A 12,397-nucleotide genomic window follows, 5' to 3' on the forward strand; every position below is an offset into this window, starting at 1 on the left:
TTCTAAAAATGGGTGATGCCATGAAAGTTGTTAAATCGCTCTACTTCCAGATCCTCTGCGCCGTGGTGCTGGGCATTGTGGTCGGGCATTTCTGGGCTCAGCAGGCCATCGCGCTCAAACCACTGGGTGATGCGTTCATCAAGCTGATCAAGATGATGATTGCCCCCGTGGTGTTCTGCACCATCGTCACCGGCATTGCCGGAATGAGCGACAAACGCTCGCTTGGACGCCTGCTCAGCAAGACCATGCTGCTGTTTTTTGGCCTTACGGTGATCAGCCTGGTGATTGGCCTGGTGGCGGTGTATGTGTTCCAGCCGGGCGTCGGCATGAACATTGATCCCACCCAACTGAGCACCAAAGGCTTGGCCCAGTACACCGAGTCGGCGGCAAAGCTTGGGGTTGTGGAGTTCTTCATGCACATCATCCCCGAAACCTTCGTGGGTGCCTTCAGCAAGGGGGAAGTGCTGCCGGTGCTCTTTATTGCAGTGTTGTCCGGGTTTGCCTTGTCATCCCTGGGCGAGCGTGGCAAGCCGGTACTCGACGTACTCGAAGCTGCTTCACAGATGGTCTTCAAGATCTTCGCGTACCTGATGCGTTTTGCCCCGGTCGGTGCCTTCGGCGCCCTGGCGTTCACCGTGGGTCAGTACGGCATCACTTCGCTGGGTTCGCTGGCGAAGTTGATCATGACGTTGTACATCGCCTGCGGCTTCTTCGTGTTCGTGGTCCTGGGCAGCATTTGCCGTAGCAACGGCTTCAGCCTGTGGAAACTGTTGCGCTACTTTCGCGAAGAATTCCTGGTGGTGCTGGGCACGTCCTCCACGGAACCGGTCATGCCACGCATGCTGGAAAAACTCGAAGCGCTGGGCTGCAAAAAAGGCGTCGTAGGCCTGGTACTCCCCACCGGCTACTCGTTCAACCTGGACGGCACGGCTATTTACCTGTCGTTGGCGGCGATTTTCATTGCCCAGGCCTGCAACATTGACCTGAGCCTGACGCAAATCATCACCATGCTGGCGATCATGCTGCTGTCCTCCAAAGGTGCCGCCGGCGTGACGGGCAGCGGGTTCGTCGCGCTCGCCTCGACCTTGACTGTCATTCACGACATCCCGCTGGCCGGCCTGGCGCTGCTGATCGGGGTTGACCGCTTCATGTCCGAAGCGCGCGCCCTGACCAGCCTGGCCAGCAACGCCGTCGCGACGGTAGTGATTTCCCTATCGGAAAATGCCTGCCATCGCGAAACGCTGCACCGGATGCTCGACGCAAAACCCTCTGCGACGCCGGTAGAAGCCTGGGAAGACTTGAAAGTCCCCAAGCGCGTTTAACAATAACCGGGCAACGCCCCTCCCTGACTTGACCCCTCCTCCGCCAGGCGCCTTCGGCCGCCCGGCGGATCAGGGCGCGTGCGCCTCGGCGTCAGCCACTATTACGATAACAACAAGAGAATCGTCCTATGCTCGCTTTCCTTGGCCTGGCCATGGTGGTCGTATTCACCGTCCTCATCATGACGAAGCGTTTGTCGCCAATCGTCGCGCTCACCGTTGTACCTATCGTCTTCGCGGTGCTTGGCGGTTTCGGCGGCACCACCGGCAAGATGATGCTCGACGGCCTGAAAATGGTCGCCCCGTCTGCCGCCTTGCTGTTGTTTGCGATCCTGTTCTTCGGCTTGATGATCGACGCAGGCTTGTTCGACCCGCTGATCCGCAAGATCCTCAAGCGGGTCAATGGCGACCCGATGAAGATCGCCGTCGGCACTGCCCTGCTGTCCTTGCTGGTCGCACTCGACGGCGACGGCACCACGACCTACATGATCACCTGTGCGGCAATGCTGCCGCTGTATAAGCGCATCGGCATGAACCCGATGATCCTGGCGACCATTTCCATGCTGTCGCTGAGCATCATGAGCGGCATGACCCCCTGGGGCGGCCCCGCGACACGGGCTATTGCCGCGTTGGGCCTGGATGCCGGCGAATACTTCGTGCCGTTGCTGCCGACCATGATCGGCGGCGCCCTGTGGGTGATCTTCACCGCCTTCCTGCTGGGGCGTGCCGAGCGCAAGCGGATCGGCAACGTCCAACTGCAGAGCGGTGGCGGCGATTGCTACATCAACGCGATTCTTGAGGACACCCCCCACAAGCGTCCGAAACTGGCCTACGTCAACCTGGTGCTGGTCATTGCGGTGATGGCGGCCCTGGTGATGGGGTTGATGCACTCCGCGATCCTGTTCCTGATCGGCTTTGTGCTCGCGCTGATGATCAACTACCCGCAATTGGATATTCAGAAAGAACGCATCCTGGCGCACTCGGGTAACGCCATGACCGTGGTGTTGCTAGTATTCGCCGCCGGGATCTTTGCCGGGATTTTTTCCGGCACAAAGATGGTGGACGCCCTGGCGCAGACCCTCGTCGACTGGATCCCGCCGTCCTGGGGCCACCTGTTTCCATTGGTGGTCGCGATCACCAGCATGCCGCTGACGTTCGTGCTGTCCAATGACGCCTACTATTTTGGCGTGGTGCCGATCCTGGCCAATGCCGCCGCGGCGTATGGCATCGACCCGGTTGAAATCGCGCGCGCCTCGATCCTGGGGCAGCCCGTCCACCTCATGAGCCCGCTGGTGGCCTCGACCCTGTTGCTGGTGGGCATGGTCGATCGCGATATCGGCGACTTCCAGAAGGCCACCGTCAAATGGGCAGTGCTGACCTCGCTGGTCGTCACCGCGCTGGCCTTGTTGACCGGGGCCATCAGCCTGTTCACCTGATCCACCCACAACCTCCGCTGTCTTTCAGCGCGCCTCGCTCACGGGGCGCGTGTCGCCCTGCACCCCAAATAACAACAAAGAGTCATTTGCCATGAACCATGTGTATGCCCATCGGGCGTTGTTTTGCGCGTTTGCCCTGGTACCGGTCGCAAGTGCGAACGCCGAAGGTTTTATTGACGACAGCAAACTCAAGCTGCAACTGCGCAATGTGTATTTCAACGAGAACTTTCGCGACGAGCACGGCTTGAGTGCGCGAGCCGCCAGAACGGCAAAAAGCGAGCGTACCGAGTGGGCCCAGGGATTTCTGCTGGACTATCAGTCCGGATTCACGCCGGGCACCCTTGGCTTTGGTGTGGACGCCCTGGGGCTCTATGGCGTAAAGCTCGATTCGGGGCGCGGTCGCAGTGGCACCGGGCTCATGCCGGTGCATGACGATGGGCGAGCGGCCGACGAGTTCGCCAGCGCCAGCGCAACCGCAAAGGCCAGGTTCGCCAAAACCACCGTCAAGTACGGCACCTTGCTGCCCAAGACGCCGGTACTGATTTACAACGATGCACGCTTGTTGCCCCAGACCTACCAGGGCACTCAGGTCAGCAGCACCGACATCGACAACCTGACCGTCACCGGCGGGCACCTGGACCGCTTCAAGTTACGCGACTCCACCAACAGCGTGCCGATCGTGCCCGATGGCTACAGCGGGGAAAAATCGGGGGATTTCAACTACGCCGGGGCTGAGTACAAATGGGGCAAAAACCTTCGCTTGAGTTATTTCTATGGAGAACTCGAGAACTTCTACCGACAGAATTTCGCCGGTATCCAGCACGACCTGCCACTGGCCGGTGGTGTGCTGACCAGCGACCTGCGCTACTTCAACAGTGTCGATAGCGGCTCTGCCTACGCAGGCAAAATCGACAACGACATGTTCAGCGGCCAGCTGTCCTACGTGATCGCAGGCCATACCGTCGGCGGCGGCTACCAGACCCTTCGCGGAGACGCCGGTCTGCCCTACATCAGCGGCGCCACCGTCTACTCGTTCAGCAACGCTGGCATCGGCAAATTCATCGAGGAGGACGAGAAGACCTGGATGCTCAACTACGGCTACAACTTCGCCGCCGTCGGCGTGCCCGGCCTGACCTTTTCAACGCGCTACCTGAGCGGCAATGACGGTAAGTCCGCAACCACCGTCAAGGAATGGGAGCGTGATACCGAGCTGGCCTACGTGGTGCAGGCCGGCACGTTCAAGGGGCTGGGGGTGCGCATGCGCAACTATGTCTATCGCTCTGAATTCTCCCGGGGCCGCGACAGCAACCGCCTTTACCTCACTTATGACATTGCCCTCTGGTAAGTCGACGATTGCGGCCCTTGCGGCCGCTTTCCTTCAGGTTCAGGTGAGGTCATCCGAACATGCTGTTCAAGAACAAAGCGCTGATCCTGGTGCTGTTGTTCACGGTGCTGGCACTGAGCACTGGCGCCAACCTGCTGGCAAGCGCCGAGCAGGAATATTCGGGGTCTTGATCAATCAGGTATAAAGGTTGTTCAGATTGAAAATGATGGCCTAGTGGCACTTCTTGAAGATGCGCAGGTCAACCGTGCATCACTACCCACGTTAGTACGTCATCATGCACAGCTGGAAGAAAATATCGCTGACCGAGGGTCTGGAGCAGAGTCTGCCGGGGCATAAGGTCGATTGCGTTCTGATCAATGGCTGGACTGCTACCGTCTTTGTCAGGCAGCCAGATACTGAATCAATGTTCTGCACTACGGGTATCAACCTGGCCAAGCTTGCAGACAGCTCGAGCGTACAGCAGCTTGCAGAGGAGATAACGTTTGAGGTTGATATGTCCAGGAACAGGAGCGCAGGCTAGCGCTCCCCCTGCTTGACCCTATTGCATTGACCGCTCATTTCCTTGGATAAGCCCTCTCAATTTCGCTGCAACAGGGTGTTAGGCGCGACGCCGAACGCTTTGCGGAACGCATGGCTGAAATGGGAGAAGTCAGAAAACCCGAAGTCCAGTGCGGCTTGCGAGATACTGCGCACCTGGCCGCGCTCGATCGCTTCACGGCTGGCATTCAGGCGTTCCCTCCAGATTTCTGCGGCGGGGGTTTTCTGGTGCCGCGCGAAGGCGCGCGTGACGGTGCGGGTCGACACATTGTGGGCTTGGGCGATGACCTCAATCGACAGGTCCGGCTCGGCCAGATGCCGTTGGATGTACTGCATGATGCGGCCGTAAAGGTCCAGTTCCTGGTGAGTGGCCTTCAGGTCCTGGAGTTCCAGGCTGATCACCAGAAGGTCGAGCAACGCCCCTGAATAGCGACTGGAGATGCCCTGATCCTGTAAGGATGCCGGCGTAATCGCTGCTTGGCGCAGCATTTCCCGCAAGGGAATCACACCAGGCCGCCGATCATCGAGGACCATCGCGGTGTGCTCCGCAATACGCGGCAGGCGTTCGGTCAGCAATGCCCGCGGAATACGCACCAGGTGGTTTTCGGTACCACCAAGGCTGAATCGGAACGGTTGCGTTGCGTCATAAAGAAACAAATTGCCCGTTGCCAGGCTGGCTTTTCTTCCGCTCTGTTCGATCTGTCCATAACCGTTTCGGGCAAACCCCAACCATAGATCGTCGGCCGGACCGCTGCGCAGATGCTGCTCGGAACGCTCCCAGTAATGCAGGGGCGATGACAGGGAACAGAGATCGAGAGCGCCCAGGGAATTGACCGCAAGAACGCCATCGAAACTGCTCTGGGACAGGGGTTTGCTATCGGCCGCCAAGCAATGGCGACAGACCACTTCTTTCCAGTAATCAAATCGACGTGGTGCAGCAACGGCAAGGGTCGAATACTGAGTGCTTGGATTCATGGCACTGACCTCGGTACAGCGATGCAGTAAGAGCTCGAAAAGGTGTTACCGGCTTTTCAGCGCTAGCAATTAACAGGCCAGGCACATTGACGCTCGCCCTCACGTACGCCTATCGGTTTCCTGCACCCAAGCGTGGCTTTCAACGCCCTCGTCGTCCCCAATAAGAGGCACAGAGGCCTGAGCTTTCGACACGGGCGCACCAACGCCGATCACCCGTGGGAGTCCCCACCGGCGTTGTCTCTTCCAGCCAAACGGTTGTCTCGACGAACCAAGCGCCGCCTTGCCGTCACGCCTAATTTCCACCTCACAGCAGCTCAACTCCCCGCTGATGAGGCACGCCATGCATCGAAACTGTTCACACCCTTCGGCTGATGCCTCCTGGCTCTTGCAGAGGCGCGACCTCGTGCCTGAAGAGTCGGCTTATTGGTTGATTGAGTGGGGGGCCATGAAGCTGCTGCGCCGACGACAGACCGCCAAGCGCGACCCGTCGCCCCAGCACTGATGCCCGCCCGTAGGCCTGAACGAAAATAACGAGGAGCTCAACATGGAATCTGCAATCGACACACATCTCAAATGCCCACGAACCCTGTCTCGCCGTGTGCCCGAAGAGTACCAGCCACCCTTTGCCATGTGGGTTGCACGCGCCGACGAGCAATTGGAACAGGTGGTGATGGCTTACTTCGGCGTGCAGTACCGAGGGGAGACGCAGCGCGAAGCCGCGCTCCAGGCCATGCGTCACATCGTCGGCAGCTTCAGCCTCGCCGATGGCCCGCAGAACCATGACGTGACCCACCACACCGACAACAGCGGCTTCGATAACCTGATGGTGGTCGGCTACTGGAAAGACCCGGCAGCTCACTGCCGCTGGTTACGCTGCGCACCGGTCAACGACTGGTGGGCCTCCCAGGATCGCCTCGACGACGGGCTGGGCTATTTTCGTGAAATCAGCGCACCGCGCGCGGAGCAGTTCGAGACGCTGTACGCCTTCCAGGACAATCTGCCCGGTGTCGGCGCAGTCATGGACAAGACCAGCGGCGAAATCGAAGAGCACGGTTACTGGGGCTCGATGCGCGACCGCTTTCCGATCTCCCAGACCGACTGGATGAAGCCTACCAGTGAGCTGCAAGTGATCAGCGGTGATCCTGCCAGGGGCGGACGGGTGGTGGTGCTGGGGCATGACAACCTCACGCTGATTCGTTCCGGCCAGGATTGGGCGGACGCCGAGGCGGATGAGCGCGCGCTGTACCTCGACGAAATTCTGCCAACCTTGCAGGACGGCATGGACTTCCTGCGTGACAACGGCCAGCCGCTGGGCTGCTACAGCAATCGGTTCGTGCGCAATATCGACCTGGACGGCAACTTTCTCGACATCAGCTACAACATCGGCCACTGGCGCTCGGTGGAAAAACTCGAGCGCTGGGCCGAATCCCACCCGACCCACCTGCGTATTTTCGTGACGTTCTTCCGCGTGGCCGCCGGTTTGAAAAAGTTGCGGCTGTACCACGAAGTGTCAGTGTCAGACGCCAACAGCCAGATCTTCGAGTACATCAACTGCCATCCGCACACCGGAATGCTGCGCGATGCCGCTGCCGCACAAGGAGAACGGCCATGAACGTGAGTCGACTCGTGCTGGTGCTGGGGATGTTGCCATTTGCCAAAAGCCAGGCCCTTGAAGTCGCGCCGGGGGATTTCGAGCCGCTGCCCGCCGGGGCCGATGCGGTGCTGTTTTACTACCAGCACACCGACCGGTCCGAGCTGTATCAGAACGGCCATCGAACCTCGGACAACGCCAAGCTCAGCTCCGACGTAGGGATCCTGCGTTACATCCATGCCATAGGCCTCGGCGAAAACCTTTCATGGGAACCGCAGATATTGCTGCCGTTCGGCTACATGAACGCCGCTGGCGATGTCGGCGCACTGGGCGATGCCCACGGCGTGGGCGACCCGATTCTCACCGCCCCGCTCAAGTGGACACTGCCCACCGCCAACAAAGATGTATTTGCCCTGGCCCCCTACCTGTACATCCCCGTGGGCAGCTACGACAAAAACGATGCCTTGAACCTGGGCGAGAATCGCTGGCGGGCGACGCTACAAGCAGCCTACATCCACCACTTCTCAGCGCAGTGGGCGTTGGACACCGTAGCAGACGTGTCCTGGGTTTCGACCAATCACGACTACGGCGCCAGCAGCGCAAAACTCGAAGAAAACACGCGCTACGAGTACCAGGCCGCCGTGCGCTACAACTGGACCCCAAGCACCACGTTCGCCCTCGGCGGAGGCTATGTCACCGGGGCCGCAACCAGCGTCGACGGCGTTGACCAGCACGATGGCGTATCGACGTCCTATGCACGTTTCACGGTCACGCACTTTATCGATCCAACCTTGCAGGTCCAGGCGCAGCTCGGCAGGGATATCGAGGTGGAGCAAGGCTTCAGGGAAGGTGCACGCCTGAATCTGCGCGTCTTGAAAGTGTTCTGAGTGCCGCTGTCCTTTTCAGCCAACTGCGTGTCCTGCTCAACCATGCGAACACAGTGATAGAGGCCTAATTTGGTGTCCATTGCTACCCGGACTGAATCGATAAAAAGACAGGAAAATCATGGCCATTACTCGTCCCACGCTTGATCAGCTGTTAGCCATTGCGGCCCAGTTGAACATGCAACTGACCCACGAACAGGCAGCGTCCTACCTGGACCTGATGCAACCGAGTTTCGATGCATACGACCTGGTCGACGAACTGTGTGATTTCGTTCCGCCGATACGTTACGAGCGCAGCTCAGGCTATCGTCCCTCGGCCAAGGAAAACCCGCTCAACGCCTGGTACTACCGGACTGAAGTAAATGGCGCCCGTGGCGGCCTGCTGGCCGGTAAAACCGTCGCGCTCAAAGACAACATCGCCCTGGCCGGCGTCCCGATGATGAACGGCGCCGCACCGCTGGAAGGGTTTGTGCCGGGCTTCGATGCCACCGTGGTCACGCGTTTGCTCGATGCCGGCGCGACCATCCTCGGCAAAGCCACTTGCGAGCACTACTGTCTGTCGGGCGGCAGCCATACCTCTGACCCAGCCCCGGTACACAACCCCCATCGTCACGGGTATGCCGCCGGCGGGTCTTCATCGGGCAGCGCGGCATTGGTCGCCACTGGTGAAGTCGACATCGCCGTGGGCGGCGATCAAGGCGGCTCCATCCGCATCCCGTCGGCCTTCTGCGGTACCTACGGCATGAAACCCACCCATGGCCTGGTGCCCTACACCGGCATCATGGCGATTGAAGCGACGATCGATCATGTCGGCCCCATTTCCGCCAACGTGCACGACAACGCGCTGATGCTGCAGGCCATGGCCGGTTCCGATGGCCTCGACCCACGCCAGGCGGCGCCCCAGGTCGATGACTATTGCAGTTACCTGGCGCGGGGCGTGAGCGGGCTCAGAATCGGCGTGTTGCAGGAGGGGTTCGCGCTGGCCAATCAGGACCCGCGCGTGGCGGACAAGGTGCGCGACGCTATCGCCCGTCTCGAAGCGTTGGGCGCCCATGTCGAGCCGGTGTCCGTTCCCGAACACAACCTGGCAGGTTCGTTGTGGCATCCCATCGGTTGCGAAGGCTTGACCATGCAGATGATGCACGGCAACGGTGCGGGCTTTAACTGGAAAGGCCTGTACGACGTCGGCCTGCTGGACAAACAGGCCGGTTGGCGCGAACAGGCGGACCAATTATCCGCGTCACTCAAGCTGTGCATGTTCGTCGGCCAGTACGGCCTGACCCACTACAACGGGCGGTATTACGCCAAGGCCCAGAACCTCGCCCGCTTCGCCCGGCAAGGCTATGACAAGGCCTTGCAGAGCTATGACCTGCTGGTGATGCCGACCACGCCCATCACCGCCCAGCCCCACCCGCCAGCGGGCTGTTCGATCACTGAATACGTGGCCCGCGCCCTGGAAATGATCGGCAATACCGCGCCACAAGACATCACCGGGCATCCGGCCATGTCGATTCCCTGCGGCCTGGTGGACGGGCTGCCCGTCGGGCTGATGCTGGTCGCCAGGCACTACGGCGAAGGCACGATCTACCAGGCCGCGGCGGCGTTCGAAGCCACGGTGGACTGGCGCACGCTCTGAGCGCCCAACCTGGAAAACAATAAGAAACACCGGCACGTTTCAACCACTCCACAACCGCGTTGACTGATAGGAGATACCCCATGAGTCCATCCAATTCCACGCCTGCGGGCACTTCAACCCCAGGTGAACGGGCCTGGGCATTGTTTCAAGTCCTCAAGAGCAAGGACCTTATCCCGGAGGGCTACGTCGAGCAGCTCACGCAATTGATGGAGCACGGCTGGAGCCCGGAGAACGGCGCCCGTGTGGTCGCCAAGGCCTGGGTCGATCCGCAATTCCGGGCGCTGTTGCTCAAGGACGGCACCGCTGCGTGTGCCCGGTTCGGCTATACCGGACCGCAGGGCGAATACATCGTCGCGCTGGAAGACACGCCGCAGGTGAAGAACGTCATTGTCTGCAGCTTGTGCTCCTGCACCAACTGGCCGGTGCTCGGCCTGCCGCCCGAGTGGTACAAGGGCTTCGAGTTCCGTGCACGCCTGGTCCGGGAGGGGCGCACGGTGCTGCAAGAACTGGGGACGGAGCTGCCAACCGACGTGGTGGTCAAGGTCTGGGATACCAGCGCCGAGACCCGCTACCTGGTGTTGCCGGTAAGGCCTGAAGGTTCCGAGCACATGAGTGAGGAGCAGCTTCAGGCACTCGTGACCAAAGACGTGCTGATCGGCGTCGCCCTGCCCCGCGTTGGCTGAGAAAAACCACGCATCATCGTTCAACTCCCGGAGTTTCTATTATGGATGGCTTTCACGATCTCGGCGGTTTCCAAGGCTTTGGCAAAGTCCCTCACACCATCAATAGCCTGGACTACAAACAGGTATTCAAGCAGGACTGGGAGCACCTGGCCTACAGCTTGATGTTCGTCGGGGCCGATCATTTGAAGAAGTTCAGCGTGGACGAAGTGCGTCATGCCGTCGAACGCCTGGACGTTCGCCAACATGTCGGCACCCAGTACTACGAACGCTACGTCATCGCGACCGCCACCCTGCTGGTCGAAACGGGCGTCATCACCCAGGCGGAGCTCGACCAGGCCTTGGGTTCTCACTTCAAGCTGGCAAACCCGGCACAGGCTGGAGGTCGTGCGGCGATCACCGGTCGAGCGCCGTTTGAGGTCGGTGACCGCGTGGTCGTGCGCGACGAGTACGTGGCCGGGCATATCCGCATGCCGGCCTATGTGCGCGGCAAGCAAGGCGTGGTGTTGCATCGCACGTCGGAAAAATGGCCGTTCCCGGACGCGATCGGCCATGGCGATACAAGCGCGGCGCATCAGCCGACCTACCATGTGGAGTTTGCCGTGAAAGATCTGTGGGGCGATGCGGCAGACGACGGCTTCGTGGTGGTCGATCTGTTCGAAAGCTACCTGGACCGCGTCGATGCCCCTCGAGCGGTGAACGTATGAGGGACGGTACCCAGGCGGGCCGACTGCCGGTGACGGTGCTCTCCGGCTTCCTCGGTGCCGGCAAGACCACCCTGCTCAACCATATCCTGCGCAATCGCGAAGGCCTGAAGGTGGCGGTCATCGTCAATGATATGAGCGAGGTCAATATCGATGCCGCCGAGGTGCAGCGCGACGTGTCGCTGCACCGTGGTCGCGATGAACTCATCGAAATGAGCAACGGCTGCATTTGCTGCACGCTGCGCGCCGATCTGCTCGAACAGATCAGTGCCCTGGCGCGTCAGCAGCGTTTCGATTACCTGCTCATCGAATCCACGGGCATCTCGGAGCCAATGCCGGTCGCCGAGACGTTCGCCTTCCTTGACGCTGAAGGCTTCAGCCTCAGCGAACTGGCACGGCTCGACACCCTGGTGACGGTGGTCGATGGCAGCCGTTTTCAGGCATTGCTCAGGTCACCGGACACCGTGGCCCGCGACGACACACAGGAGAGCACCCCTGCACGTCCTCTGGCGGACCTGCTGATCGAGCAGGTGGAATACGCCAACGTCATTCTCGTCAACAAACGGGACCTGATCGACGAGCCGGGTTATCAGGCTGTGCGGGCGATTCTCACAAGCCTTAATCCGACCGCCCGGATCATGCCGATGGCCCACGGCCAGGTCGAATTGACCCGCCTCCTCGACACCCATCTGTTTGACTTGCCCAGCCTTGCGGCGTCGCCGGGCTGGATGAGGAAAATGGAGGTTGAAGACGCTCCGGCCTCCGAGTCGGACACCTATGGCGTGACGTCCTGGGTATACCGCGAACGCGCGCCCTTCCATCCACAACGCTTGCTCGATTTCCTCCAACGGCCCTGGAGCAACGGCCGCCTGTTACGCAGCAAAGGGTATTTCTGGCTGGCCAGCCGACACTTGGAAACCGGCCTGCTGGCGCAAAGCGGCGCGCAGTTCCAGTGGGACTACGTCGGGCACTGGTGGAACTTCATCGAGCAGTCGCAGTGGCCGCGGGATGAATACCGGTTGCAGAGCATCATGGCCAAGTGGGACAGCATCGTCGGTGACTGTCGGCAGGAGTGGGTGTTCATCGGCCAGGATCTCGACACCCATGCTTTGCAGCGTGAACTCGACCACTGCCTGCTCAGTGCCGAGGAAATCGCCGCCGGGCCGTCGGCCTGGCGAGCCCTGCCGGGGGCGGCTGCCTTTGACGCACAGGCCCTGTCGGCCGCCTTGCAGGCTGGGGCAACCTCCCCCCCGCACCATGGGCGTGGGCAAAGCACCTAATCCAACAATA

General features: G+C 60.6%; 10 protein-coding genes. 9 read left to right on the top strand and 1 reads right to left on the bottom strand.

Features of this window, described 5'->3' with window-relative positions; all coding sequences use genetic code 11:
• Positions 1–8: 8 nt before the first annotated feature.
• From LUU92_RS18840 to LUU92_RS18850, 3 genes are all read left to right on the top strand, one after another.
• A complete protein-coding gene (locus LUU92_RS18840; protein WP_092250441.1) occupies positions 9–1,322 on the top strand; it encodes a dicarboxylate/amino acid:cation symporter in 1,314 nt (437 codons plus the stop codon).
• A 128-nt stretch (positions 1,323–1,450) separates the two neighbouring features.
• Positions 1,451–2,755, top strand: a complete 1,305-nt coding sequence (locus tag LUU92_RS18845) for a CitMHS family transporter (protein WP_092250438.1) — start codon at positions 1,451–1,453, stop codon at positions 2,753–2,755.
• A gap of 91 nt (positions 2,756–2,846) precedes the next feature.
• Positions 2,847–4,100, top strand: coding sequence for an OprD family porin (locus LUU92_RS18850; protein ID WP_257102471.1), 1,254 nt, complete (start codon positions 2,847–2,849; stop codon positions 4,098–4,100).
• Between the two features lie 576 nt (positions 4,101–4,676).
• Here LUU92_RS18850 and LUU92_RS18855 read toward each other — a convergent pair.
• Positions 4,677–5,612: an AraC-like ligand-binding domain-containing protein gene (locus tag LUU92_RS18855; RefSeq protein WP_222540062.1), complete on the bottom strand. Its 936-nt coding sequence runs from the start codon at positions 5,610–5,612 to the stop codon at positions 4,677–4,679.
• A gap of 544 nt (positions 5,613–6,156) precedes the next feature.
• Between LUU92_RS18855 and oxdA the strand changes: the two genes are divergently transcribed.
• From oxdA to LUU92_RS18885, 6 genes are all read left to right on the top strand, one after another.
• The gene (gene oxdA / locus LUU92_RS18860; RefSeq protein ID WP_071492180.1) at positions 6,157–7,224 is read left to right on the top strand and encodes an aliphatic aldoxime dehydratase; all 1,068 of its coding nucleotides are present in this window, start codon (positions 6,157–6,159) and stop codon (positions 7,222–7,224) included.
• Positions 7,221–8,090 carry a transporter gene (locus tag LUU92_RS18865; protein ID WP_257102472.1) on the top strand — a complete coding sequence of 290 codons (870 nt, stop codon included), beginning with the start codon at positions 7,221–7,223 and terminating at the stop codon, positions 8,088–8,090. Before oxdA ends, LUU92_RS18865 begins: the two co-directional genes overlap by 4 nt.
• A gap of 118 nt (positions 8,091–8,208) precedes the next feature.
• The gene (locus LUU92_RS18870) at positions 8,209–9,723 is read left to right on the top strand and encodes an amidase (RefSeq protein ID WP_257102473.1); all 1,515 of its coding nucleotides are present in this window, start codon (positions 8,209–8,211) and stop codon (positions 9,721–9,723) included.
• A gap of 80 nt (positions 9,724–9,803) precedes the next feature.
• Complete coding sequence (nthA, locus tag LUU92_RS18875; RefSeq protein ID WP_071492182.1) at positions 9,804–10,406, top strand: nitrile hydratase subunit alpha; 603 nt, start codon at positions 9,804–9,806, stop codon at positions 10,404–10,406.
• A 41-nt stretch (positions 10,407–10,447) separates the two neighbouring features.
• The gene (gene nthB / locus LUU92_RS18880) at positions 10,448–11,110 is read left to right on the top strand and encodes a nitrile hydratase subunit beta (protein WP_071492183.1); all 663 of its coding nucleotides are present in this window, start codon (positions 10,448–10,450) and stop codon (positions 11,108–11,110) included.
• The gene (locus LUU92_RS18885) at positions 11,107–12,387 is read left to right on the top strand and encodes a GTP-binding protein (RefSeq protein WP_071492184.1); all 1,281 of its coding nucleotides are present in this window, start codon (positions 11,107–11,109) and stop codon (positions 12,385–12,387) included. Before nthB ends, LUU92_RS18885 begins: the two co-directional genes overlap by 4 nt.
• Positions 12,388–12,397: the final 10 nt, after the last annotated feature.

The organism is Pseudomonas extremorientalis (assembly GCF_024584605.1).
GTDB classification, from domain to species: domain Bacteria; phylum Pseudomonadota; class Gammaproteobacteria; order Pseudomonadales; family Pseudomonadaceae; genus Aquipseudomonas; species Aquipseudomonas extremorientalis.